Annotated in this window: 30 protein-coding genes; all 30 read left to right on the top strand. The window is 43.0% G+C overall.

Translation table 11 applies throughout. The features are described 5' to 3' along the window. Positions 1-7 precede the first annotated feature (7 nt). Positions 8-1,546 carry a hypothetical protein gene (locus V1497_RS08180; RefSeq protein WP_349410479.1) on the top strand — a complete coding sequence of 513 codons (1,539 nt, stop codon included), beginning with the start codon at positions 8-10 and terminating at the stop codon, positions 1,544-1,546. Continuing rightward, a complete protein-coding gene (locus tag V1497_RS08185; protein ID WP_349410480.1) occupies positions 1,543-1,821 on the top strand; it encodes an EscU/YscU/HrcU family type III secretion system export apparatus switch protein in 279 nt (92 codons plus the stop codon). Before V1497_RS08180 ends, V1497_RS08185 begins: the two co-directional genes overlap by 4 nt. 51 nt (positions 1,822-1,872) lie before the next feature. Beyond that, the gene (locus V1497_RS08190; RefSeq protein WP_349410481.1) at positions 1,873-2,028 is read left to right on the top strand and encodes a small, acid-soluble spore protein, alpha/beta type; all 156 of its coding nucleotides are present in this window, start codon (positions 1,873-1,875) and stop codon (positions 2,026-2,028) included. Between the two features lie 204 nt (positions 2,029-2,232). Further along, positions 2,233-3,393 (top strand): ADP-forming succinate--CoA ligase subunit beta, encoded by a 1,161-nt coding sequence (sucC, locus tag V1497_RS08195; RefSeq protein ID WP_349410482.1) that lies wholly within the window; start codon positions 2,233-2,235, stop codon positions 3,391-3,393. Positions 3,394-3,411: 18 nt separating this feature from the next. Beyond that, entirely contained in the window at positions 3,412-4,317 is a 906-nt protein-coding gene (gene sucD, locus V1497_RS08200; protein WP_349410483.1) for a succinate--CoA ligase subunit alpha, read from the top strand. A gap of 396 nt (positions 4,318-4,713) precedes the next feature. Then, on the top strand, positions 4,714-5,607 hold the full coding sequence (gene dprA / locus V1497_RS08205; protein WP_349410484.1) for a DNA-processing protein DprA: 894 nt from the start codon (positions 4,714-4,716) through the stop codon (positions 5,605-5,607). Positions 5,608-5,678: 71 nt separating this feature from the next. Continuing rightward, positions 5,679-7,748, top strand: a complete 2,070-nt coding sequence (gene topA, locus V1497_RS08210) for a type I DNA topoisomerase (RefSeq protein WP_349410485.1) — start codon at positions 5,679-5,681, stop codon at positions 7,746-7,748. Between the two features lie 11 nt (positions 7,749-7,759). Beyond that, positions 7,760-9,067, top strand: coding sequence for an FADH(2)-oxidizing methylenetetrahydrofolate--tRNA-(uracil(54)-C(5))-methyltransferase TrmFO (trmFO, locus tag V1497_RS08215; protein ID WP_349410486.1), 1,308 nt, complete (start codon positions 7,760-7,762; stop codon positions 9,065-9,067). A 92-nt stretch (positions 9,068-9,159) separates the two neighbouring features. Continuing rightward, entirely contained in the window at positions 9,160-10,047 is an 888-nt protein-coding gene (gene xerC / locus V1497_RS08220; protein WP_349410487.1) for a tyrosine recombinase XerC, read from the top strand. Positions 10,048-10,090: 43 nt separating this feature from the next. Continuing rightward, the gene (gene hslV, locus V1497_RS08225; protein ID WP_349410488.1) at positions 10,091-10,633 is read left to right on the top strand and encodes an ATP-dependent protease subunit HslV; all 543 of its coding nucleotides are present in this window, start codon (positions 10,091-10,093) and stop codon (positions 10,631-10,633) included. 19 nt (positions 10,634-10,652) lie between these two features. Further along, on the top strand, positions 10,653-12,050 hold the full coding sequence (gene hslU, locus V1497_RS08230) for an HslU--HslV peptidase ATPase subunit (protein ID WP_349410489.1): 1,398 nt from the start codon (positions 10,653-10,655) through the stop codon (positions 12,048-12,050). 17 nt (positions 12,051-12,067) lie between these two features. Beyond that, positions 12,068-12,847, top strand: coding sequence for a GTP-sensing pleiotropic transcriptional regulator CodY (gene codY, locus V1497_RS08235; RefSeq protein WP_349410490.1), 780 nt, complete (start codon positions 12,068-12,070; stop codon positions 12,845-12,847). 385 nt (positions 12,848-13,232) lie between these two features. After that, on the top strand, positions 13,233-13,619 hold the full coding sequence (gene flgB, locus V1497_RS08240; protein WP_349410491.1) for a flagellar basal body rod protein FlgB: 387 nt from the start codon (positions 13,233-13,235) through the stop codon (positions 13,617-13,619). Continuing rightward, positions 13,620-14,066, top strand: a complete 447-nt coding sequence (gene flgC, locus V1497_RS08245; protein WP_349410492.1) for a flagellar basal body rod protein FlgC — start codon at positions 13,620-13,622, stop codon at positions 14,064-14,066. 15 nt (positions 14,067-14,081) lie between these two features. Next, positions 14,082-14,372, top strand: a complete 291-nt coding sequence (fliE, locus tag V1497_RS08250; RefSeq protein ID WP_349410493.1) for a flagellar hook-basal body complex protein FliE — start codon at positions 14,082-14,084, stop codon at positions 14,370-14,372. Positions 14,373-14,478: 106 nt separating this feature from the next. Then, positions 14,479-16,068: a flagellar basal-body MS-ring/collar protein FliF gene (gene fliF / locus V1497_RS08255; protein WP_349410494.1), complete on the top strand. Its 1,590-nt coding sequence runs from the start codon at positions 14,479-14,481 to the stop codon at positions 16,066-16,068. A gap of 17 nt (positions 16,069-16,085) precedes the next feature. Continuing rightward, complete coding sequence (fliG, locus tag V1497_RS08260) at positions 16,086-17,099, top strand: flagellar motor switch protein FliG (protein ID WP_349410495.1); 1,014 nt, start codon at positions 16,086-16,088, stop codon at positions 17,097-17,099. Beyond that, complete coding sequence (fliH, locus tag V1497_RS08265; protein WP_349410496.1) at positions 17,092-17,892, top strand: flagellar assembly protein FliH; 801 nt, start codon at positions 17,092-17,094, stop codon at positions 17,890-17,892. Before fliG ends, fliH begins: the two co-directional genes overlap by 8 nt. Beyond that, a complete protein-coding gene (fliI, locus tag V1497_RS08270; protein ID WP_349410497.1) occupies positions 17,858-19,174 on the top strand; it encodes a flagellar protein export ATPase FliI in 1,317 nt (438 codons plus the stop codon). Before fliH ends, fliI begins: the two co-directional genes overlap by 35 nt. Before the next feature lie 2 nt (positions 19,175-19,176). Beyond that, entirely contained in the window at positions 19,177-19,623 is a 447-nt protein-coding gene (gene fliJ, locus V1497_RS08275; RefSeq protein ID WP_349410498.1) for a flagellar export protein FliJ, read from the top strand. A 7-nt stretch (positions 19,624-19,630) separates the two neighbouring features. After that, positions 19,631-20,188: a MotE family protein gene (locus tag V1497_RS08280; RefSeq protein ID WP_349410499.1), complete on the top strand. Its 558-nt coding sequence runs from the start codon at positions 19,631-19,633 to the stop codon at positions 20,186-20,188. A 39-nt stretch (positions 20,189-20,227) separates the two neighbouring features. After that, positions 20,228-21,472: a flagellar hook-length control protein FliK gene (locus tag V1497_RS08285; protein WP_349410500.1), complete on the top strand. Its 1,245-nt coding sequence runs from the start codon at positions 20,228-20,230 to the stop codon at positions 21,470-21,472. Positions 21,473-21,476: 4 nt separating this feature from the next. Beyond that, complete coding sequence (gene flgD, locus V1497_RS08290; RefSeq protein ID WP_349410501.1) at positions 21,477-21,899, top strand: flagellar hook assembly protein FlgD; 423 nt, start codon at positions 21,477-21,479, stop codon at positions 21,897-21,899. 23 nt (positions 21,900-21,922) lie between these two features. Further along, positions 21,923-22,294, top strand: a complete 372-nt coding sequence (locus V1497_RS08295) for a TIGR02530 family flagellar biosynthesis protein (RefSeq protein ID WP_349410502.1) — start codon at positions 21,923-21,925, stop codon at positions 22,292-22,294. A 90-nt stretch (positions 22,295-22,384) separates the two neighbouring features. Next, on the top strand, positions 22,385-23,176 hold the full coding sequence (flgG, locus tag V1497_RS08300; RefSeq protein WP_349410503.1) for a flagellar basal body rod protein FlgG: 792 nt from the start codon (positions 22,385-22,387) through the stop codon (positions 23,174-23,176). A gap of 79 nt (positions 23,177-23,255) precedes the next feature. Continuing rightward, the gene (locus V1497_RS08305) at positions 23,256-23,477 is read left to right on the top strand and encodes a flagellar FlbD family protein (protein WP_349410504.1); all 222 of its coding nucleotides are present in this window, start codon (positions 23,256-23,258) and stop codon (positions 23,475-23,477) included. Next, on the top strand, positions 23,467-23,898 hold the full coding sequence (locus tag V1497_RS08310; protein ID WP_349410505.1) for a flagellar basal body-associated FliL family protein: 432 nt from the start codon (positions 23,467-23,469) through the stop codon (positions 23,896-23,898). Before V1497_RS08305 ends, V1497_RS08310 begins: the two co-directional genes overlap by 11 nt. 47 nt (positions 23,899-23,945) lie before the next feature. Continuing rightward, entirely contained in the window at positions 23,946-24,941 is a 996-nt protein-coding gene (gene fliM / locus V1497_RS08315) for a flagellar motor switch protein FliM (protein ID WP_349410506.1), read from the top strand. Beyond that, on the top strand, positions 24,934-26,100 hold the full coding sequence (gene fliY, locus V1497_RS08320) for a flagellar motor switch phosphatase FliY (protein ID WP_349410507.1): 1,167 nt from the start codon (positions 24,934-24,936) through the stop codon (positions 26,098-26,100). The genes fliM and fliY overlap by 8 nt, the downstream gene beginning before the upstream one ends. 23 nt (positions 26,101-26,123) lie before the next feature. Further along, complete coding sequence (locus tag V1497_RS08325; protein WP_349410508.1) at positions 26,124-26,489, top strand: response regulator; 366 nt, start codon at positions 26,124-26,126, stop codon at positions 26,487-26,489. Positions 26,490-26,498 lie beyond the last annotated feature (9 nt).

Here is a 26,498-nt window from a genome sequence, read left to right on the forward strand (position 1 = left end):
TGATTTGATGAAGGCATTGCCAGTAGAGTCGATCCTCCAGCAGATTGGACGATACCATTCGAAGATCGAATTAAAACCAGGTCAGGTGTTCAGCGGTAAAGTTTTGACGCTTTATCCGAATGATATGGCTCAAATCCAACTTGCCGGACAAAGGATGAATGCCCAACTGCTGACCGGACTCACACGAGATAAGACGTATTGGTTTCAAGTAAAACGTAACCCGAATGGCACTGTCCCTCTCTTATCTGTCGTAGAGAATGGTAGACGGTCTGATCCGCCAGTACAGGCTTTAGGCATTAAAAAAATGAATGCTGACATGCGGATGCTGGTGGACCATCTTGTACGTGATCAGCTTCCAATGACGAAAGAACTCGTTAGAAAAGCTGAACAGTGGCTGGGGCAGGTTTCCTCAAAGGATAAAGGGATGATGGCAATCAAAACGATGCTCTTAAAAAACCTCCCTGAAACCAATGCCGTATTCCAAGCCCTATACCACGTCCAGGATGAAGCGCCTTTGACTTCAGATCTTGAAAGCCTGAGTCGGATGTTGAAAAATTTACAAGGTACAATGGGCGGAACGCTTCCTGATGTTGAAGGCGTTATACAACGCTTAAGCAGTCGGCTTGAAAGTCCACCCTTGTTAGAAACGTTGAAACAACTGGTGTTCTTATATCACAAGGCAGGAACGACTGAAAATATGAAAGCACAGATCAAGGACATATTTCGCGTCCTTCAATTACCGATGGCGTCGAAGGGAGAAGTCCAAGTCCTCGAATCACTAGCGTCAAATACAGAACGTTTGTCTGTTCTTGCAGAACAACTGAAGCTGCCCCTTCCTCCTTCTAAGGCAGAAAGCGTGATTCGGGGCAAGCTGGATGGTTTGAATTCACAAGAATCGAATTTGGTCAAAACCTATATTGATGGAAACGTGAATAAACCACAATTGCCATTGATGGAACTGATACGTGGTTTGGGTTTGAGAATAGAGAGGGACCTTATCCAACAGAACATAGCCGACCTGGAGAGAACCCCACAACTGAAACCTGTATTGATGGATTTGTTGTCAAAAGAGCTACCGATGAATATAAGGGAAAAGGTTGAGGCCCTCCTTCATCGGCTTACCGGTCAGCAGCTGCTCCATACCAGTGAAAACCAGACAGTCAACACGTTTTTTTATCAATTGCCGATCCAGTTCAAAGAATGGAAAAGTGATCTGGTTCTGAAATGGGATATGAAACGAACGCCTACAGGTGAAATTGATGAAAATCATAGCCGGATCTTGTTTTATCTCAACCTTCAACATTTGAATGAGACAGTCATTGATATGAACGTACAAAACCGCATCATTACCCTTAAGGTAATTAATGAACATCCAACGATAGAAGGATTGATTCCTGTATTCAAGGATAAATTGAAGGGTTCGTTGGAGGCTCTTGGGTATAGCTTGACAAGCATAAAAGCTGAACAACCATCCACAAAACACAGTCAGACATTCCAATCGAAAATGATTGAAAATCCTTTTAAAGGAGTGGATGTCACAATATGAATCGAGAACAAAGAAAATCAGCAGTAGCTTTGAAGTATGACCAATATGCGACTTCAGCGCCGAAAGTTGTCGCCAAAGGTAAAGGGGAGACGGCCGAAGAAATCATGAAGCTTGCCAAAGAAAATCAAGTGCCAATCCAGGAGGATCCTAGTCTCGTCCATCTTCTTTCCCAATTGGAGATTGATAAGGAAATCCCGCCGAATTTGTATCAGGCGGTTGCTGAAGTTTTTGCTTTCATATATCAGCTGGACCAGTCTTCGAAACCGAATGCGTAATAATGCATCGCTTATCACCACATACTATGGGTACATAGTGAGGTGAAACAGATGAAAAAGAATGCACTTGAAGTACCGGGGTGTGAGCAAGCTGTACAAGGCTTCCGTGAAGAATTTGCAGAAGAATTCGGAATGTACCGACCTGCAGCTGAGCGAGAATCCATCACGAAAAAGTTAGTTGATCAAAAGCAGAAAGAGGAGCAATAAGAAAAAACGCCACCATGGCGTTTTTTTGTTGCACCTTGCCAGTTTTATCATCATTCTTCCAGCTTTTATGTGATAGTACCCTTAAATTTCAGCAATAATCGCGTTTTTCATAGGATTTCAACCGCAACGGTAGACATGAGAGCGGTTTATTTATACAATAAGAACGGTGTTGCATAGATTAGACACATGATAGGAGGATGGAGAATGAATATCCACGAGTATCAAGGAAAAGAGCTCTTGAGAAAGTACGGAGTATCTGTTCCGAACGGAAAAGTTGCATACACGCCGAAAGAGGCTGTAGACGCAGCAAAAGAACTCGGTACTGAAATCAATGTTGTTAAAGCACAAATTCACGCTGGTGGACGTGGAAAAGCCGGTGGTGTTAAGGTTGCCAAAAATCTTGATGAAGTACGTACATATGCTGAAGAGATTCTAGGCAAAACACTGGTGACACATCAAACGGGACCAGAAGGTAAAGAAGTAAAGCGCTTACTTATCGAAGAAGGCTGCGATATCCAGAAGGAATATTATGTTGGCCTTGTATTGGACCGTGCAACTTCACGTGTCGTCATGATGGCTTCAGAAGAAGGCGGTACTGAGATTGAAGAAGTAGCAGAAGAAACACCAGAGAAAATCTTCAAAGAAGTGATCGATCCTGTAGTCGGTCTGACTGCCTTTCAAGCTCGTCGTTTAGCATTCAACATCAACATCCCGAAAGAACTTGTGAACAAAACTGTAAAGTTCATGATGGGCTTATATACTGTATTTGTTGAAAAGGATTGCTCGATTGCAGAAATCAATCCTCTCGTAACAACAGGTGATGGAAATGTAATGGCACTCGATGCGAAGTTGAACTTCGATCCAAATGCTTTGTTCCGTCATAAGGATATTGTTGAATTCCGTGACTTGGATGAAGAAGACGAAAAGGAAATCGAAGCTTCCAAGCATGACCTCAGCTATATTTCATTAGATGGAAATATCGGTTGTATGGTTAATGGAGCAGGGCTAGCGATGTCAACAATGGACATCATCAAGTATTATGGCGGAGACCCTGCTAACTTCCTTGATGTTGGGGGCGGTGCAACTGCTGAGAAAGTTACAGAAGCCTTCAAGATCATCTTGTCTGATAAAAATGTAAAAGGTATCTTCGTTAACATCTTCGGTGGCATCATGAAATGTGACGTCATTGCTGAAGGTGTCATCGAAGCTACGAAACAAGTTGGATTAGAGCTTCCACTTGTCGTACGTTTGGAAGGTACGAACGTCGATCTTGGTAAGAAATTATTGCAAGAGTCTGGTTTGAACATCACTGCAGCTGAATCTATGGCAGACGGCGCAGAAAAAATTGTTTCATTAGTCAAGTAGGAAGGTGGGGAAATTACGATGAGCGTTTTCATTAATAAAGATACGAAAGTTATCGTACAAGGGATCACTGGTTCTACAGCCCTTTTTCATACGAAACAGATGCTTGAATACGGAACTCAAATCGTCGGCGGAGTGACACCTGGTAAAGGTGGAACAGAAGTTGAAGGTGTTCCTGTATTTGATACAGTAACTGAAGCAGTTGAAAAGACGGGAGCAAATGCATCTGTCATTTATGTACCAGCTCCATTTGCAGCGGATGCAATTCTTGAAGCTGTTGATGCAGAAATGGATCTTGCGATTTGCATCACTGAGCATATTCCAGTAATGGATATGGTCAAGGTCAAGCGCTACATGGAAGGCAAGAAGACTCGCCTAGTAGGACCGAACTGCCCAGGTGTCATTACTCCTGAAGAGTGTAAAATCGGGATTATGCCAGGTTACATCCATAAGAAAGGACATGTCGGTGTCGTTTCTCGTTCGGGAACATTGACGTATGAGGCTGTACACCAACTTACTCAAGCAGGCATCGGTCAGTCAACAGCTGTCGGAATCGGTGGAGATCCTGTCAACGGTACAGACTTCATTGACGTCCTCAAAGCTTTCAACGAAGATGAAGACACTTATGCAGTCATCATGATTGGAGAAATCGGGGGAACTGCAGAAGAAGAGGCTGCTGAATGGGTGAAAGCAAACATGAAGAAACCTGTCGTCGGCTTCATCGGTGGTCAAACTGCACCTCCAGGAAAACGTATGGGACACGCTGGTGCCATCATCTCTGGTGGTAAAGGTACTGCGGAAGAGAAGATCAAGACAATGAACGCTTGTGGCATTAAAGTGGCTGATACGCCATCTGTCATGGGTGAGACATTGATTTCTGTATTGAAAGAAAATGATCTACTTGAAAGCTGCAAGACAGTAAAATAAGAAACTTACAACCAATGGGACTGACTCACAAGAGTCAGTCCTGTTTCAATAACTCCAGTTTTTTAAAATGGCTTTGTTAACTTTAATTAATGAACATAGAAGCGTAAGGCGGCGACTCCAGCGGGAAAAGCAACAGCTGAAGACCCCGCAGAGTGAGGAACGAGGTCGAGGAGGCTGAAGCGTTGCCCGCGGAAAGCGTCCGCCTGAAGCTGTTCAACAACAACAACCACTAACAGAGACAGAGCCTTTCTGATAAAACATAAAAAGTAAAAAGAGGAAATTGGTACATACTTATCGAACGAATGGTGAAGGTGTTAAAGACAACCAGGTCCTTGATACTACCATCATTCCATTCCACCATACTTACATGCTAGTTAAAAGAAAAAGGAGAAGCGCTTGTTAAACCAGGTAAAGGATCGTCTAGTCTACTTGTCGAGCTATGTGGGGCTTGGTAGAACGCAAATGTTACATTTGATGAGAGAGGATGCTCACTTAAGTAAGGTGTTCAGCATGAAGGCCGAGGATATCATGAAGAAGTACCACATTCATGGAACCAAGGCAAGTCATATAGTGGATGAGAGGAATCAGGAACACTTTCTATCGAGAATAGAAGGGTATAAAAATGAAATGATCCAGGTTCTGACGATTATGGATCGGGCATATCCGACACTTTTGAAAGAGATTTATGATCCGCCGCTCGTTTTATATTTCAAAGGCGATGTAAAGTTATTGTCACAACCGCTTATGATCAGTTCTGTCGGTACCAGATATCCAAGTGAGAATGGAAAAAGAAGCCTTGAGAAAATTTTAAGTCCATTGATTGAATCGGGGTGGACGATTGTAAGTGGATTGGCTTACGGGATCGATTATCTTTCACATAAACACGCACTTCAATTGTCAGGTAGCACGATTGCGGTATTAGGAAGTGGATTTCATCATATTTATCCTAAAGAACATATCGGGATGGCAGAGGAAATCGCTTCGAAGCATCTTCTCTTATCTGAATTTCCTCCAGGTCAAAAACCAGCCAAATGGCAATTCCCTTTACGTAATCGGATTATAAGTGGACTTTCTAGGGGAACATTGATTATAGAGGCCCGTCGGAAAAGTGGATCGTTGATCACAGGGGATCAAGCCCTTCAACAGGGAAGAGAGGTTTTTGCTGTACCAGGATCTATTCTTGAACCACGTTCAGAAGGTACGAACCACCTTATTCAACAAGGCGCAAAGCTTACCACATGTGCCCAAGATATCCTTGACGAGCTCGACTGTGTTACCGCTAACGTTTGACAAACCAACTTCATTTATACAATAATAGGGAAGATTTTAAAATAAGAGAAAAGGGGGAGACAGATAAAAATATGGCTGATTATTTAGTAATAGTAGAATCTCCCGCTAAAGCAAAAACGATTGAAAAATACTTAGGAAAAAAATATATCGTCAAAGCTTCAATGGGACATGTAAGGGATTTACCGAAAAGTCAAATGGGTGTAGATGTGGAGGAAAACTTTGAACCCAGGTATATTACAATCCGAGGGAAAGGTCCTGTTCTGAAAGAGCTGAAGACTGCTGCAAAGAAAGTTAAAAAAATCTATCTGGCAGCCGACCCGGATCGTGAAGGAGAAGCAATTGCCTGGCATCTTGCCCATAGCCTTGAAATAAAAGATCACTCCGATTGTCGAGTTGTTTTCAACGAAATAACGAAGCAAGCGATTAAAGACTCATTTAAAAGACCACGTGCAATCAATATGAATCTTGTCGATGCTCAGCAAGCTAGGCGTGTATTGGATCGTCTGGTCGGCTATAACATTAGTCCATTACTATGGAAGAAAGTCAAAAAAGGGTTGAGTGCGGGACGTGTTCAAACGGTTGCATTGCGATTGATCGTCGAGCGGGAAAAAGAAATTCAAAACTTCAAGCCTGAAGAATATTGGAAGATCAAAGCGGTATTCGATAAGAAGGGTGAAGAATTTGAAGCGTCCTTCTTTGAGCTGAATGGGAAGAAAGTGGAGCTTTCCAATGAACAGAATGTTCAAGATGTTCTGAAGCATGTAAAAGGTGACACTTTCAAGGTTACTTCGGTTCAAAAGAAAGAACGGAAAAGAAATCCTGCGAATCCGTTTACAACATCCTCTCTTCAACAGGAAGCAGCAAGAAAGCTGAACTTCCGAGCGAAAAAGACGATGATGCTGGCTCAACAATTATATGAAGGGATTGATATCGGAAAAGAAGGGACAGTCGGTCTGATCACGTATATGAGAACCGATTCCACCCGTGTGTCCGATGTCGCTAAGAACGAAGCGAGACAATATATTGTTGATACGTATGGCGAAAAATATACGACCAACCGATCTGGCGGAAAGAAGTCGAATAATGCGCAAGATGCGCACGAAGCCGTTCGACCGACCTCGACCTTACGAGATCCGAAAATCGTCAAACAATTCCTCAGCAGGGATCAGCACAGACTTTACAAGCTGATCTGGGAACGTTTCGTCGCAAGTCAGATGGCTCCAGCTGTGATGGATACGATGGCAGTGAATTTAGACAACAATGGCGTTGTATTCAGAGCAAATGGATCGAAAGTCAAGTTCCCTGGTTTCATGAAGGTTTATGTAGAAGGGAACGACGATAATAAGAAAGAAGAAGACAAAATTCTCCCTGAATTGAAAGAGGGAGATATGGTCGATACGAAGGATATTGAACCGAGTCAGCATTTTACACAGCCTCCACCGAGATATTCAGAGGCGCGGCTCGTCAAGACGATGGAAGAACTCGGAATTGGACGACCATCTACATATGCTCCGACTCTTGATACAATCCAGCGTCGGGGGTATGTCGCCCTTGATGCAAGAAAGTTCGTACCGACGGAGCTTGGCGAAATCGTATTGGAGCTCATCCTTGAATTCTTCCCAGAGATCATTAACGTTGAGTTTACTGCTGAAATGGAAACGAGCCTGGACCACATTGAGGAAGGGACAGCAGAATGGAAAAAAGTCATCGACGACTTCTATAAAGAGTTCGAAAAGAAACTGAAGGTTGCAGAAGAAGAGATGAAAGAAGTGGAGATCCAGGATGAACCTGCCGGGGAAGATTGTGAAAAGTGCGGCAGTGAAATGGTCTATAAAATGGGGCGCTATGGAAAATTCATGGCATGCTCGAATTTCCCGGATTGCCGGAATACGAAACCGATTGTTAAAGAAATCGGTGTCAAATGTCCAAAGTGTAAGGAAGGGAACATCGTCGAACGTAAGAGTAAAAAGCGTCGGATCTTTTATGGCTGTGATCGCTATCCGTCCTGCGACTTCGTTTCGTGGGATAAACCGATCAGCCGTCCATGTCCGAAATGTGATAGCTTACTCGTTGAGAAAAAGTCAAAGAAAAGCACGACGGTTCAATGTACGAACTGTGACTACAAAGAGAAACAGAATTAGGGTGATTGAACGTGAATGTACAAGAAGTGAATGTGGTAGGCGCAGGATTAGCTGGTAGTGAAGCAGCCTGGCAAATGGCAAAGCGCGGCATCCACGTCCATCTATATGAAATGAGACCGAAAAAACAGACACCAGCACATCATACAGATAAATTCGCCGAGCTCGTGTGCAGTAATTCATTGCGTTCTAACGCATTGACGAATGCCGTCGGTGTGCTGAAAGAAGAAATGAGACAATTGGATTCTGTCATTATTCAAAGTGCAGATGACTGTTCCGTACCTGCCGGGGGAGCTCTTGCAGTCGACCGGCATGAATTTGCAGCGAGAGTGACGGAGAGGGTCAAAGGACATCCGAACGTCACCGTCCATGATGAGGAGATTAAGGAGATTCCTGAAGGTCCCACGATCATCGCAACCGGGCCGCTCACTTCCAAAGATCTCTCTGATTCCTTAAAGTCATTGACGGGCGAGGAATATTTATACTTTTATGATGCCGCAGCTCCAATCATTGAAGTAGACAGCATCGATCGAGATAAAGTATATTTGAAGAGTCGTTATGACAAGGGGGAAGCAGCATATCTCAATTGTCCGATGACTGAAGAAGAATTCGATCGCTTCTATGAGGCATTGATCAGTGCAGAAACAGTCCCTTTAAAGGAATTCGAAAAAGAAATCTTTTTCGAAGGCTGTATGCCTGTTGAAGTCATGGCGAAGAGAGGGAAGAAAACATTGTTGTTCGGACCAATGAAACCAGTTGGTCTTGAAGATCCGAAAACCGGGAAGACCCCTTATGCAGTCGTCCAATTAAGGCAGGACAATAAGACTGGAACCCTTTATAATATCGTCGGTTTCCAAACGCACATGAAATGGGGTCCGCAAAAAGAAGTCGTCCGATTGATTCCAGGTCTCGAAAACGCTGAGATAGTAAGATATGGTGTCATGCATCGTAACACTTTCATCAACTCACCGAACTTATTACGTCCGACCTATCAATATAAGGAGCGGGATGATCTGTTCTTTGCGGGTCAAATGACAGGTGTGGAAGGTTACGTTGAAAGTGCAGCCTCAGGATTGATTGCTGGATTGAATGCCGCTCGGCTTGTACAAGGTGAAGAACCTTTGACCTTCCCGATTGAAACGGCGTTAGGAAGTATGGCAGAATATATTACGACAGCGAACCCGGATAATTTCCAACCGATAAATGCGAATTTCGGATTGTTCCCTCCTTTGGAAAAGCGAATCAAGAACAAGAAAGAACGCAACGAAATGATTGCTTCCAGAGCATTGGAAACAATTCAGAATTTTTTAACAAAAGTGTGAATATATATTGTCAAGGCCTCTAAGTTGTGATACGATTTAGGGGTCTTTATGCTAATTGTAACACTATTCAGAAAATAGGTAGTTGATGTTGGATGGAAGAAGAGATCCGGCTGTTTATCGAGTATCTTCAAATTGAGAAGAACTGCTCATCTCATACAGTCGTTAATTACCGTGTAGACATCGAAAATTTCGTAGATTTCATGAAGCAGCAAGGCTTAGACCATTTTGCTGCTGTTTCTTATGTGGATGTCCGCGCATTCTTGACAACACTTCATGAAAAGAAATATGCCAGAAAAACTGTGGCCCGGAAGGTCTCTTCATTACGAAGCCTGTACCGGTTCCTTTTGAGAGAAAAGAAGTTGAATGTGAATCCATTCCAAACAGCATCGTTTCCAAAGAAGGCAACTCGACTCCCCAAATTCTTTTATCAGGAAGAACTTGAGGAGTTGTTTAAGGTTGCAGACCGATCGACACCCCTTGGGCAGCGGAATCAGGCATTGCTTGAGATTCTTTATGGCACGGGGATCCGTGTCAGTGAATGTGTGGACCTGTCGATCAAAGATATTGATATGTCCATTGAGACAATTCTGGTTAAGGGTAAGGGACGTAAAGAAAGATACGTCCCAGTAGGGAGTTATGCACTTGAGGCTCTTGATCGCTATCTGAATGATGGGCGTAAGACTCTAATGAAATCCAAAATCCACGATTGCTTGTTTGTGAATTATAAAGGCGATCCTCTAACAGCAAGAGGTGTAAGGAAAATATTACAGCAGATCATCCGTTCCACATCGTTGACGATGAAAATCTCTCCCCATATGATGCGTCATACCTTTGCCACGCATTTGTTGAATGAGGGTGCTGATCTACGTGCTGTACAAGAGTTGTTGGGCCACTCCCAACTCTCGACAACTCAAGTTTATACACATGTTACGAAGGACAGGTTGAAAGAGATGTATAATAATTTTCATCCTAGAGCTTAAAAGTTATGTTTAGTAAGAACATTTAGGGGAGGAGGTTGGTAGGATGGGATCATTCCATGCTACGACGATATTCGCAGTACGACATAATGGTGGTTTCGCCATGGCAGGAGACGGACAGGTGACCTTCGGAAATGCAGTGGTGATGAAACATACCGCACGGAAAGTACGTAAACTTTATGGTGGGAAGGTACTGGCTGGTTTTGCAGGTTCAGTGGCGGATGCATTCACTCTGTTTGAAAAGTTTGAAGGGAAATTAGAAGAATATAATGGAAACCTCCAACGATCAGCTGTCGAATTAGCGAAAGAGTGGCGCGGTGATAAGATATTACGCCGCTTGGAAGCGATGTTGATTGTAATGAATACTGAAACAATGCTTCTCGTTTCAGGAACAGGTGAAGTGATCGAGCCTGACGACGGTATTCTTTCAATCGGTTCTGGAGGGAATTATGCGTTGGCGGCAGGTCGAGCTTTAAAACGGCACGGGGAACATCTGACAGCAGTCGATATCGCCAAAAGCGCCCTGGAGATTGCGGCAGATATTTGCGTATATACCAATGACCAGATCGTTGTGGAACAATTAACTTGAAACGGGGGAATTTGACACGATGAACATGCATTATACACCGAGACAAATCGTCCAACGGCTTGATCAGTTCATTGTCGGCCAGAAAAGTGCAAAGAAAGCAGTTGCTATTGCACTGAGAAACCGTTACAGAAGAAGCTTGATCGATGAGTCGATGCGAGATGAAGTCGTACCGAAGAATATACTGATGATCGGCCCTACCGGGGTCGGTAAGACCGAAATTGCCAGACGTCTTGCTAAGATTGTAGGCGCCCCTTTCGTGAAAGTGGAAGCGACCAAATTCACTGAGGTCGGTTATGTCGGTCGTGATGTGGAATCGATGGTCCGTGATCTTGTTGAAACATCGATCCGGATCGTGAAAGAAGAAAAGATGGCCTCCGTGAAGGATCGAGCTGAACAGAATGCCAACAAGCGCCTTGTCGAATTGCTCGTTCCCGGCAAAAAAAACGAGCAGAACAACTACAAGAATCCACTCGAAATGCTATTCGGCAACCAACAACAGAATGACAGTTCGAATCAGAACGATTCAGAACAAGATCAAATTGCCACAAAACGGAAACAGATCGCTCATCAACTTGCTCTAGGTGAATTAGAGGATCGTTATGTAAACGTTGAGGTTGAGGAACAAAATCAAAACATGATGGATATGTTCCAAGGCTCGGGTTTGGAGCAGATGGGTATGAATATGCAGGATATGCTCGGAAATCTGATGCCGAAGAAAAAGAAAAAACGTAAACTTACCGTAAAGGAAGCACGGAAAGTCCTGACGCAGGAAGAAGCTCAAAAACTCATCGATATGGATGAAGTTTCCCAAGAAGCTGTTATACGAGCTGAGCAAACGGGTATGATTTTTATAGATGAGATTGATAAAATAGCCGGAAAAGGCAGCCAATCAGCAGATGTTTCACGCGAGGGCGTCCAACGGGATATCCTGCCGATCGTAGAGGGATCGACAGTAGTGACTAAATATGGACCTGTAAAAACGGATCACGTATTATTCGTTGCAGCAGGAGCTTTCCATATTGCGAAACCTTCCGATTTGATTCCGGAATTACAAGGTCGGTTCCCGATCAGAGTGGAATTGAATAGCTTGACTGTCGAAGACTTCGTTTCGATTCTAGTAGAGCCAGATAATGCACTTACAAAGCAATATGAAGCTCTTTTGAAAACGGAAGGTATAAACATAGAATTTTCTGACGATGCTATTCGTAGAATTGCAACAATTGCAGCAAATGTAAACCAAAATACAGATAATATTGGAGCCAGGAGATTGCATACGATTCTGGAAAGGCTTTTGGAAGACTTATCATTCGAGGCACCAGATATCACACTCGAGACAGTTACGATTACTCCTGAGTATGTAGATGAGAAATTAGGAGCAATTGCAAAGGATCGAGACTTGAGCCAATATATCTTATAACTTAGGAGGACTTACAAATGAATCTATTAGAGAAAACAAGAAAAATCAACGCTTTATTACAAGAGTCTGGTGGTAAACCAGTTAACTTTAAAGAAATGGCTGGTACGCTTTGTAATGTCATCGAAGCGAACATCTTCGTCGTCAGCCGTAGAGGAAAGCTGCTAGGGTACTCTCTCGTACAGGAAATTGAAAATGAACGTATGAAAAAAATGTTGGTGGATCGTCAGTTCCCTACTGAGTATACGAAAAACCTTTTCAACATTAATGAAACTTCCTCAAACTTGGATATAAACAGTGAATACACTGCATTCCCTGTAGAGAACAAGGACTTGTTCAATGAAGGCTTGACGACGATCGTACCAATCGTTGGAGCAGGTGAGCGGTTAGGTACGCTCATCCTTTCAAGGCTGAACGATTCCTTCCAGGATGATGACTTGATCTTAGCAGAATATGGTGCTACGGTTGTCGGAACGGAAATCCTCCGTGAAAAAACGGAAGAAATTGAAGAAGAGGCGCGAAACAAAGCAGTCGTGCAAATGGCAATCAGTTCATTATCTTATAGCGAGCTAGAAGCGATCGAGCACATTTTTGAAGAGCTTGATGGTAATGAAGGATTGCTCGTAGCAAGTAAGATTGCCGACCGAGTTGGAATTACGCGTTCTGTTATCGTAAACGCTCTTCGTAAGCTCGAGAGTGCAGGCGTGATCGAATCCCGTTCATTAGGAATGAAAGGTACTTACATCAAAGTATTAAACGATAAATTTTTGCATGAACTCTCAAAACTAAAAGCAATGTAATTATTGCATCCAATGTATGACAAAGACAGACCACATGATGTGGTTCTGTCTTTTTTTTTTATGGTTTTTAATACGTTTTAATTCGTGGAAAATCAATCGTCATCTTCAATGGTTCAACTAGGTAATTAGAAGTAATTTGCAAATTTTGTCGAAAATTTAAATGAAAAAGGAGGGATACGTGTCATTTTAAGGAATTTATTAATAATGTATTCGTACTAAAACGATATAAGCAGAAAGTCCCGTGTCGATTATGGGGCTTTATATCGAAAAAAATCGAAATGTTGGAATTTTCATAGACAGTTGCTGGTTAATTCTATAAAATACATCTGAAAGGAACTTAGCAATTGTTGGGTATTAAGGAAAATTTACTATTAGGAGGGCTGAAATGTTAAATTCAAGCACGATTCGACATCTAGAACATGCGTTGAATGGGCGGACGCTTAATCACAAGATCATCGCTAATAACATAGCTAATGCAGATACTCCTAACTACAAAGCAAAATCCATTCAATTTAAAGATTCATTAAATCAATCTATAAAGGCTACTCGTACAGATGACAGCCACATTCCTTTTTCCTCTGAATCTGATAATACTCCCTTATATCGCGTAAAAACAAACAATCAAACATCCTACTCACATAACGGCAACAATGTTGATGTTGATAAAGAAATGTCAAAGCTCGCAGAAAATCAATTGTATTATCAAGCATTGATACAAAGAATGAACGGAAAAATGAGTTCAATCAAAATGGTATTAAAGGGTGGAAGGTAGATGAGTTTGTTCAATTCAATACATATCTCTGGCTCAGCACTGACCGCACAGCGACTGCGCATGGATGTAGCCTCTTCGAATATCGCGAATGCAGAAACAACGAGAGGGAGACAGGTTGAGGGTGAATGGGAGCCTTACCGAAGGAAGATGGTTGCTTTCCAACCTAAAGGTCAAGATTTCCAATCCATTCTATCGAAGGCGAAAGACGGTAGTCCAGGACAAGGGGTAGTTGCGACTGAAATACAAGATGATCGTGAACCGTTCAAGCTTGTATACCAGCCTGAACATCCTGATGCGGATGCTCAAGGATATGTTAAGATGCCGAATGTCGATCCGTTAAAGGAAATGGTGGATCTCATGAGTGCAACACGATCCTATGAAGCGAATGTTACGGTGATGAATGCAGCAAAGGGCATGTATATGAAAGCTCTCGAAATCGGTAGATAAAGGTGGTTATAACATATGGATCCAATTAATGGGATTCTTCCAGGAGTAGCATCTCAACGAATTCAAGCTACACCGGACCATGCGAGGACACAATTGGCAACATCATTCAAGGATATGCTCAAACAAGTGAATGATGCGCAATTGAAATCGGACCAGGAAACCAAAAAATTGATTACTGGAGAAACCGATAACCTGCATAATGTAATGATATCTGCAGAGAAGGCAAGCATTACATTACAAACAGCAGTTGAAGTTAGAAATAAAGCTATTGAGGCTTATCAAGAAATCATGAGGATGCAAGTATAGTTTTTCGTTAATCTTTTCTATTCGTACATAAAGCTTCGAATGGCTAATATGTTTTATGTCCATTGAAAATTCAATTATTTTCAGTGGGTGACGACCGGGGGATAAAATGAACGAGAAGATCACGTCATACAAAAATCAAATGTTGCATTATTGGAAGGAACGTACAACTAAACAACGAGCGTTGATTCTGGGTTCGATCATTGGATTGTTCACCATCGTTACAATATTGACAATCATCATTTCAAATGACCGATTTGTTCCATTATACAGCGGATTATCCCCTGAGGAGATTGGACAAGTCAAAAGCAGCTTGGAAGCGAAAGGGATAAACTATGAGATTTCCAGCAATGGAACAATCATCAGTGTGCCTGACCATCAAGTTGATGCATTGAAGGTGGAGCTGGCAGCTGAAGGTACCCCGAAGAGTGGTGCGATCAGTTATGAATACTTCGGAGAGAACAATGGCTTCGGAATGACAGATAAGGAATTCGGCGTTTTAGAGAGAGCCGCAATGCAGACTGAGCTTCAAGAATTGATTGGTAGTATCGATGGTGTGGAAAATGCGAAGGTCATGATCAACCTTCCGAAAGAGAATGTCTGGGTTACAGATACAGAGGGGACTGCATCAGCATCAGTCGTACTCGATTTGAAACCAGGATACGACTTGAAACAACAGCAAGTGAACTCCTTGTATCATCTTGTTTCGAAGAGTGTCCCTTCCTTACCCATAGATAATATCGTCATTATGGACCAGTATTTTAACTATTTTGACCAAAAAAACTCAGAACAGCAAACCACAACATTGACAGTCTATGAACAACAAAAAACAATTAAGCAAGATATCGAGCGGGAACTGCAGCGGAATCTTCAACGTATGCTGGCTACGATGATGGGTCGCGACAAGGTGATCGTCTCTGTTACGACAGATATTGATTTCACGAAAGAAAAAACACAAAAAGATCTTGTGGAACCTGTTGATCCTGACAAGATGGAAGGGATTCAACTGAGTGTCGAACGTATCAGGGAAACCTATACCGGAGGCGGAGCCCCTCCAGGAGGTGTAACAGGTTCAGGAGATGGTGACATCCCTTCCTACCAAGGAGAAGACGGAGAGTCAGGGGATTACCAAAGGATCGAAGAACGAATTAACAATGAAGTGAATCGCATACATAAGGAAATTGAAGAAGCGCCGTATAAAATAAGGGATATCGGAATTCAAGTGATGGTCGAACCTCCTACTCCTGAAGAAGTCAATTCATTGCCGGCCGAACGGATCGATGATATTGAACAGGTATTGAGCAGTGTCGTCCGAACGACGATATCGAAAGACGTTGCAGGTGAAATCACCGACGAAGAAATCAGTGAAAAAATATTCGTAACCGCACAACCCTTCAACGGTAAACCTGAAATGCCGGAGCCTGCCAGCTCTAGCATGCCGAACTGGGTGTATATCATAGGTGGGGCGTTAGTACTTCTGATCGTCATACTCATCATCCTGTTAGTTAGGAAAAGGAAAGAAAAAGTGGAAGATGAACCTTATCGAAGCGGTAGCTATGTAGACTATCAAGTTGAAGAAGTGCCGGATCTACCTCAGCGATCTGAAGAATCAACTCGGAAACAGCAGCTTGAGAAATTGGCCAAGGACAAGCCGGATGAATTTGCGAAATTACTTCGATCATGGCTTTCTGATGATTAGGGAGGTGGATTTACAACGTGGCTAGGGGTTTTCATAAATTATCAGGCAGAGAAAAAGCGGCGGTACTATTAATCTCGTTAGGTCCTGATGTTTCAGCACAGGTATATAAACATTTGAGTGAAGAAGAAATCGAGCGGCTTACGCTTGAAATATCAAATGTAAGAAAGGTCGAATCTGTCGTCAAAGAAGAAATCATCGAAGAGTTCCATCAGATTGCATTGGCTCAGGAGTACATCACTCAAGGGGGAATCGGCTATGCGAAGACCGTCCTGGAAAAAGCCCTCGGGTCAAACGAGGCGTCCGCTATCATCAATCGCTTGACCTCCACCTTGCAAGTGAGACCGTTTGATTTTGCACGAAAAGCAGATGCGGGGCAGATTTTAAATTTCATACAAAACGAACATCCACAAACGATTGCATTGATTTTATCTTATTTGGACTCCACCCAATCTGCACAGATCCTTTCGGAATTACCACAGGAAGTGCAGGCTGATGTCGCGAAACGGATCGCTTTGATGGACCGTACACCGCCGGAAGTGATTACAGAAATCGAACAGATTTTAGAACAAAAGCTCTCAACCTCGGTAACTCAGGATTTCACACAAGCTGGTGGCATTGAAGCTGTCGTCGAGGTTTTGAATGGTGTAGACAGAAGTACTGAAAGGACGATCCTGGATGCATTGGAAGTACAGGATCCAGATTTGGCAGAAGAGATCAAGAAGAGGATGTTTGTCTTTGAAGACATCGTTACATTGGATAACAGATCCATTCAACGGGTCATCCGGGAGATACCGAACGAAGATCTACTCCTCTCGTTGAAAGCAGCAAGCGAGGAAGTTAAAGAAATCGTCTATCAAAATATGTCCAAACGGATGGTGGAAAACTTCAAGGAGGAAATGGAATACATGGGTCCTGTCAGATTAAGAGACGTAGAGGAAGCTCAGTCACGGATCGTTTCCATTATAAGAAGACTAGAAGAAGCTGGAGAAGTTGTCATTGCACGTGGCGGAGGAGACGATATCATTGTCTAGAGTAATCAAGTTCTCTCCGCACGTCGAACGAAACGATTCAAAGCCTGTTGAAATTCAACATGTTTTTCAACGTCCGCAATCAAGGAACGAAAACGTCCCAACACCAACGGTCGATCTTCAAAAAGTGCATGAAGATGCAGAACAAATCATCAAGCAGGCGAAAGAAGAAGCCGACCGTCTAATGAGCGAGGCTCAAATAAATTTCGAAATGAAAGAGCAAGCTCTCCTTGAGAAAGAAGCTTCGATAGATGAAAGAATAGAAGAAGCTCTGGCCCAAGCGCACCGTCAAGGATATGAAGAAGGTTATCAGCAAGGCAAGGACCAGAGTGAAACAGAATACAAGCAGTATCTTCATGAGGCGAGAGACATCCTATCACAAGCACAATCTCATTATGAAGCTAAGCTTCTGGAAGCAGAGCCGGAATTGATCCGGTTAAGTGTCCGCATCGCTGAAAAAATCATTGGACAAAAGCTTGAAGAGGAAGAAACCTGGAAAGGCTTCATCTCTGAAGCTTTGCATCAAGTGAAACAGGAAGAGGAAATCAAGATTTTCATTTCTCCACAAAATTACGATCGAACGCTTCCTTTGACTACAAAATTATCAAAATCCCTTGATTCTGATATTGTCTTATACCCAGATGAAACTCAATCCGAACAGGGATGTCTGATTGAAACACGTTATGGACAGATTGATGCCTCCATCAACAGTCAATTGGATGAAATGGAAGCAAAATTATTAGAAATTGTGGGTGAGGTCCATGGAAATCGCTCCAATTCTGGAAGCCATCAATAAAATCGATTCTTATAAACGCTATGGAAAAGTCAACCGAGTAATCGGCTTAATGATCGAGTCGAAGGGACCAAAGGCTTCAATTGGAGATGTGTGTTACATCCATACTGGTGAGGCGGTCGACAGACGAATTCCGGCAGAGGTTGTCGGATTCAGGGAAGAAAACGTACTTCTCATGCCTTTTACCTCCATACATGAAATTGCACCAGGAAGCCTGGTGGAATCGACCGGGAAGCCTCTTCAAATCAAAGCGGGTAAAGCTCTGATCGGCAAAGTGCTTGATGGTCTAGGGAAGCCTTTGAACGGTACTGAATTACCTGGTGGACTGTCCCCACAATTGACAGAATCCAGTCCTCCAAATCCAATGGAACGGCCTCGCATCACTGATCAGATTTCCTGCGGTGTAAGAGCGATCGATAGCTTCCTCCCATTAGGAAACGGCCAAAGGGTCGGTATTTTTGCCGGCAGTGGGGTTGGAAAGAGCACGCTGTTAGGTATGATCGCCAGACAATCCAATGCGGATATCAATATCATCGCCTTGATTGGTGAACGTGGACGAGAAGTAAGAGAATTCATTGAGCATGATTTAGGTGAAGAAGGACTTCGAAAGACAATCGTGGTTGCAGCTACATCCGATCAGCCTGCATTGCTGCGTATCAAAGGAGCATTGACAGCGACCACTCTTGCTGAACATTTCAGAGATCAAGGGATGCGCGTCATGCTTATGATGGATTCTGTAACAAGGGTAGCTATGGCACAAAGGGAAGTCGGGTTGGCAGCTGGTGAACCACCAGCAACGAAAGGGTATACACCATCTGTTTTCGCGTTGCTGCCGAAACTTCTGGAAAGATCGGGGACAAGCGAGAAAGGAAGCATTACCGCGTTCTATACAGTCCTCGTAGATGGTGATGACATGAATGAGCCGATTGCAGATACGGTCAGAGGAATCCTGGATGGGCATATCGTCCTGGATCGGGATTTAGCGAATAAGGGACATTTTCCTTCAATCAATGTATTGAAGAGCGTAAGCAGGGTGATGAATAACATCGTCGATAAGGATCATGTAAAGATCGTATCGAAAGCAAGGGAATTAATCGCTTCTTACGCAGAATCTGAAGATCTTATTTCCATCGGAGCCTATAAAAAGGGAACCTCAAAAAAGGTGGACGAGGCAATTGCATACTATCCGAGGATCATGGAGTTTCTTCAACAAGGTACAGAAGAGACGGTAACTGCCTCCCAGTCAATTGAACAACTAACCAAACTCTTTCATGAGGAGCGTTGACGATGGCCTTTCAGTACAGGATGGATCAAATCATAGATTACAAGAATCATGAGAAGGATCGCACACATAAAGAATTTCTCGAAAAACAAACTCATTTTGAAGAGATTGGCTATGAACTCTTTTCTCTTTTAAAGAAGAAAGAGGTATTGCTAGAAGAGCAAGCCAAGCGTATTCAGGATGGAGCACAAATCAATACCATACAAAGTCTTAGCCGCTATATCCATCGCTTAGAGGAACAAGAAAGAGGTTTGCAGAAGCGACTGCAACAGGCACGAAATCAGATGGATACGACTCAAGACTTGTTATTGGAACAGACCATCGATGTGAAGAAGTACGAAAAACTGCGGAAACGACAGTTTGAAAAATATCAGCACGAGATAAAGATGGACGAAACCAAACATACAGATGAACTAGCAGTCTTAAGATATTCTTTTAATGAAAACAGGTGAGGCATCCTTGGAGAAGAAAACGAATAAAGCCCTATGGTTCTTACTCGTCATCGTCATACCGCTATTGTTCGCTGCTTCCTTATCTGTCATCATCCTATCACTGATGGGTGTGAATCTGATTGAGAAAGGGAAGGGCTACGTTGCTGCTGTCCCTGTGGTAGCAAATTTAGTGGAAACTGCCGATGTGAAAGAACGGTCCAACAAGGAAATGGTTGCTGCATTGGAAAGCCAATTAGAAACGTTACAAGCCGAAGCGGATAAAGCTGAAAAAGAATTACTGCAAAAAGAGGAGATAATCAATCAACAAAAATCCGACATTGCCGGCTTAAAAAAGCAGCTGCAGCAAAAAGAGGATAAGGATGAACAACAAAAACAAGCGATGGATGATGTCGCCGAAATTTACGGAACGATGCCTCCGGGAAACGCGGCGAAAATTTTCGAAAGCATGAAGAAAGAAGAAGCTGCACTCATCATGACAAGGCTTGATGCTGATGCACAAGCAAATATTCTAGCTGAAATGGATCCTGCAGTTGCAGCAAATATCACAAAGCTCCTCACTGAATAAACAGATGGGAGTCCAATGGAACTGAAAGGGGGTGTGACAATGACATCAATGCCATCAGTCATGATGAAAGTGGCAGCAATAGGTGGAGGAAATGCGAAGCCATTACGAAATGCTGAGCCGAAAAACGGATTGTTCAATTTAATGGTTGCTGAAAACTTATCCATACAAGTCTTAAATACGCCAAAAGATAACGAAAAATTGGACACTATGCTTGAGGAATTTCTAGTCTCGTTCAATCAAGAGAAAGGTACAGAGATCGGCATGGAAGAAATGCTCCACATGCTGAAGGAAGAGTTGGAATCGATTGGCCTACCCGTAAACTATGATGACCAGCTTCCAGAAATTCCTGTAATCCATCAAGCTCTGTTGAAACAACCTACCGCGCCGATTGCCCAAGATGGAAAGAGAGATGCTGTAGAAATGAATAATACCATTCAGCAGATCGCTCAGATTCTTAAGGGTAACACTACGGGGACTCCTTTGTTGGAAAAGGTACGTGAATTCCTTACGAAAGCTGATCCAGATCGTGTTGTTCAACATATGCGTGAGCTTGTTCATAAAGTGAAAGCTTCCAACCCAGGACAATTGAATGAAAAGAGCAGCTTGGCGATGACAGCACAAGGTGCTGAGAAAAAAGCAGCATTCAAAGAATTGATGAATTCACCTCATGTTCAACACCGGACATTGTTGGTGAAAAACGCAATCGGAAATGGTGTGCAACCGGTGGAAAAAAGTGATGAAAACCCTAAAACGATCCATGTTGAATCTACGAAAGTGCAAAAGGTTTTTCCATCCACTTCACCAAGTCTTATGAGTAAAGTGGAACAATTCGTCCTCCATGCTCCACAAGCGAATGAACCACCAACTCATTTTATAAAGGATTTGACCAGTCTTTTTAACCGGGGAAGATTGCTGACATTGCCAAACGGGAGTACTCAGATCTCCATAAAGCTTTTTCCGGAAAATCTAGGTTCCCTTGACATTCAAATCACCCAACGAAATGGGGAAATAGCAGCCAAGATCATAGCATCTACCGTGCAAGCAAAAGAACTCATCGAAACAAACCTTAATCAACTTCGTCAATCCTTGCAAGGACAGAATATAACAGTCAACCATATCGAAGTAAGCAACCAGGTGAATGACTGGTTGAATGGTGAGAGGGAAAAGCAGAACCACCACTCCTCAAAGAATGGCCAAGGTGACCATCAGGAAAATCAGGATGATCAACAAGAGCAGACCTTCCAACAATGGATGGATGAAATGAATAAGGAGAGGGAGGGATGAGCAGATGGTAAATCAAATTGACCCTAGTCTATTTTTACCCGATTCACAGACCCGGAAAACCGGGGGAAGCAATCTAGGAAAAGATGATTTTTTGAAAATCTTAGTGGCGCAATTAGCCAATCAAGATCCACTCAAGCCGATGGAAGATCGTGAATTCATTTCTCAAATGGCCAACTTTTCAAGTTTGGAACAAATGGTCAATATGAATCAAACCTTGAGCAATTGGATGACACATCAAAATAATGGTCAACTTCTTCAATATAGTGAGTTGATTGGTCGGAAGATTGATTGGGTCGATTCTGAAACTGGGGCAGATCAACAAACTGGTGTGGTGGCCAAAGTTCACTTTGAACGCGGAGAAACCGTCATCGAGTTGGAGAATGGCACGAAAGTTACGCCAGATCAAGTGGTTACGGTATCCAAATAATGTTGGAATCGAGGTGAACAATCATGCAGCAAGTCTATCAAAAACCGTTTACATCAACCCTCCCGACCAACCGTAACATATCGCCAAATAAAACAGTACCAACAGGTGATTTCCACAACCTATTGAAACAACAGGTCAATCACTTGAAAGTTTCCAAACATGCCAATGTAAGGTTAGAGGAAAGAAATATCCACATTGATTCCACTACATGGGAACGAATTGGAAACAAGCTGTCAGAAGCAAAACAGAAAGGTATCAAGGATTCACTCGTCCTTGTGGGAGATGCCGCACTTGTCGTAAGCACAGTCAACAATACGGTTATCACTGCAATGGATCGTAACGAAGTCTCGGATCATATCTTTACGAATATCAATGGCGCGATTGTCATGAATTAAATGGAATTTGAGCTGGACCTTATGGAAGCTCACTTGAACTGCTGACTGATTGATGCAGTTAACTTTTATAAAAAGAAAAGGGGAAATGGAATGCTACGTTCAATGTACTCGGGTATAAGTGGTATGAAAAATTTTCAATCGAAACTGGATGTATTAGGTAATAACATCGCGAACGTCAATACATACGGATTCAAAAAAGGACGGACGACCTTCAAAGATCTCGTATCCCAGCAAATTTCCGGAGCCAGTGCACCGAATGGCGGAAGAGGAGGGGTGAATCCGAAGCAGGTCGGATTAGGATCACAGCTCTCCACAATCGATACGATCCACACGCAAGGGAGCCTTCAAACGACAGGTAGACCGTTGGATTTATCCTTATCCGGAGATGGATATTTCCTTGTCACTGATGGTACGAATGAGTATTATACGCGTGCAGGCAACTTCTATCTGGATCAGGCAGGTACACTCGTCAATTCAGACGGTATGAAGGTGCTTGATTCAGACCAGGCGACAATCACAATTCCACCTGAAGCGGAAAGCTTCAGTATCGGAAGTGACGGGAGCGTCACCTACATCCTTGATGGTGAATTGAATGAGGATCAGCAACAAATCGGGATTGCGAAGTTTGCAAATAATGGTGGATTAGAAAAGGCAGGCGGCAATCTCTATCAAGCGACAACGAACTCTGGAGCTCCTGAAATTACAACGGCAGGACTTGAAGGTGCAGGGGATATTGTAGCGGGTACACTCGAGATGTCGAATGTCGACCTTTCAGAAGAATTCACCGAAATGATCGTAGCACAACGTGGATTCCAAGCAAATACACGAATAATCACAACTTCGGATGAGATCCTCCAAGAACTCGTCAATCTAAAGAGATAAAGTGAGGTGGATTAGAGGGTGATCCGTTCCAATGGATGGCATTTGAAATTCTAAAATTAACGGATCATTCTCTCCTATTATGATTGAGCTCACCAAATTGAATGGCCAGCAATTCACGTTAAATGCAATTTATATCGAACAAGTACAAGCATTCCCTGATACGACGATCACGCTTACGAACGGCAGGAAATTTGTTGTCCGCGACTCCGTATCAGAAGTGCGTTCATCGGTGAATGAGTTTTACAAAGAGATATCCATTTTAGGAAGTCCGATCAAAAAGGGGGATGCAGATGAAAGGTAACTTGATCAAAACGATGTTGGTGATGATTACCGCGGTTTCTGTCATTGCCGTTGCTGGTGTGATCCTCTACCTCAACCTTGCTACAGGGGACAAGAAAGCAGCTGATGAATTATCTGCATCCGATATTGTGAAGCTATCCGTCGATACGGATGAAATTATGACAAACTTGGCTGACGATGGATTTGCCAAGGTGACCTTCCGAATCCAGGTGGATAATGTAAAGGCGAAGAAAGAATTGGAAACCAGAATGTTCCAGGTTAGAAACACGATCATCTACCAGATTTCTGCTACCAAAGCTGAAGACCTCCAGGGGCCGAAAGGGATTGAAAGGCTTGAACGGAGTTTGAAGGAAACCATCAACGGGTTCCTTGAGAATGGTAAAGTTGTTCGAGTGTTTACAACAGAAAGAATCGTCCAGTAACAAGTTAACAACAGGAGCCAGACAGGAGCAGGAAAGGGGTGAGGCTTATGGCTGAAGTACTCTCACAAAATGAAATAGACGCGCTGCTTTCGGCGATTTCCACAGGTGAAATGGATGCAGAAGAACTAAAGAAGGAACAGACGGAAAAAAAGGTCAAGGTTTATGACTTCAAAAGGGCATTACGATTCTCGAAAGATCAGGTCAGAAGCCTTACAAGAATCCATGAGAACTACGCAAGATTACTGACAACCTTCTTCTCTGCTCAGCTTCGTACATATGTTCAAATACAAGTTGCTTCTGTAGATCAAATACCATATGAAGAATTCATCCGCTCCATACCGAAAATGACGATTTTGAACTTGTTTGAAGCACCGCCTCTTGAAGGAAGGCTGTTGATCGAGGTCAATCCGAACATCGCCTATGCCATGTTGGATCGCGTTTTAGGCGGACAAGGCAAAGGGATGAATAAAATAGAGAATTTGACAGAGATCGAAACGAAGATTATGAATCAACTTTTCGAAAAAGCGCTTGACTCCTTTGGAGAAGCCTGGGGAACGATCATAGATGTCGAGCCGGAAATGCTGGATTTTGAGGTGAACCCTCAATTTCTACAGATGGTATCACCGAATGAAACGGTAGTCGTAATATCCTTTACGACGACAATCGGGGAGACGAGTGGAATGATCAATATTTGTCTACCTCATGTGGTAATGGAACCGATTATTCCAAAACTATCCGTTCATCATTGGATGCAGAAGAAGCAAAGGGAAAAATTACCTGAAGAGGTTGAAAAGCTTGAAAGTCGATTGAAGAGTGCCATGCTTCCTCTCACAGCTGAATTGGGACGCTGCAGCATATCCGTACAAGAGTTCCTTTCGTTATCTGAACATGATGTACTTGAGCTTGACCAGAAGATATCCGAACCATTGGTTGTAAGTGTGCAAGGTAAGAACAAATTTATTGGCCAGCCCGGTAAGATGAAGAAACAGATGGCGATCCAAATCATTGATGCCTATAAGAAGGAGGAATTTAACGATGAGTGATATGCTATCCCAAGAAGAAATTGATGCCCTCTTGAATGGCAACAAGGATACGAGTTCCGATCAAAATCCGGAAGAACAGTTATCCAGTATTGAGGAGGATGCCATCGGTGAAATAGGGAATATCTCGTTTGGAAGTGCTGCCACAGCGCTGTCTACATTGTTGAATCAGAAGGTGGATATTACGACTCCGAACGTAACAGTTGTGAAGCGTGATGACTTGTCCGATGAGTTTCCTAGACCTCATGTCGCAGTCAACGTCCGGTATACGGAAGGATTCGATGGATCGAACCTTCTCATCATCAAAACGACAGATGCACAAATCATTGCTGATCTGATGTTAGGTGGAGACGGAACGAACCCACATGGTGAATTAGGAGAGCTACATTTAAGTGCTGTCCAGGAAGCAATGAACCAAATGATGGGGTCTGCCTCTACTTCCATGTCGACTGTTTTTAACAAAAGGGTCGACATCTCTCCACCGAGTATTGACTTGATGGATATCAATTCGGATGAAGGAACAGACAGTATTCCAGAAGAAGAAACGTTGGTGAAGGTGTCCTTCAAATTAAAAGTAGGGGATCTCATTGATTCTAAAATCATGCAATTGTTCCCGTTAGAGTTTGGAAAGGACCTTGTCGATCAACTCATGAACCCTAGCAGCGATCAGGAAGTGGTTGAAGAAACGCCAGCACAAGAAAAGCCTGAAGAGACGACCTCGTCGAGACAAGCCCCTCCGGCTCCTCAGCCTGAATCACCTGTGACAGGCAGGTCCGAATCGACTGAAGCCTATCATTCTGCTGGAGGACCACAACAAGAAAGATATATGGATAAACGGAATGAAAATGTCCATCCTGCTGCATTTACGGACTTTACACCTACCGAGAGGGTTTCTGTCGATAGCAGGAACCTGGATATGCTTCTCGATATCCCATTGCAAGTAACGGTAGAGCTTGGCAGGACGAAACGTTCAGTCAAAGATATACTTGAACTTTCTCAAGGGTCGATCATAGAGCTCGATAAACTGGCTGGTGAACCGGTTGATATACTTGTAAATCAGAAATTGATCGCTAAAGGCGAAGTTGTCGTAATTGACGAGAATTTTGGTGTCAGAGTTACAGAGATTATTAGTCAGAGAGATCGTTTAGAAAAATTACAATAATAGAATCCAGGGGGAATAACAAAATGGCTAACCGTATTTTAATTGTGGATGATGCAGCTTTCATGAGGATGATGATCAAGGATATCCTGACAAAGAACGGATATGAAGTGGTTGGAGAAGCAAGTGATGGTGCTCAAGCCGTTGAATTATATAAAGAGCATCGCCCTGATCTTGTGACGATGGATATCACAATGCCTGAAATGGATGGGATTACTGCATTGAAAGAAATCCGTGGTATGAACCCTGAGGCAAAAGTAATCATGTGTTCAGCTATGGGGCAGCAAGCGATGGTCATCGATGCGATTCAAGCAGGAGCAAAAGATTTCATCGTAAAACCGTTCCAGGCTGACCGTGTCATTGAAGCAATTAAAAAAACATTAGAAGCATAAGCAGGTGCT

The sequence above is a fragment of the Pseudalkalibacillus sp. SCS-8 genome (genome assembly GCF_040126055.1).
Lineage (GTDB): Bacteria > Bacillota > Bacilli > Bacillales > Fictibacillaceae > Pseudalkalibacillus > Pseudalkalibacillus nanhaiensis.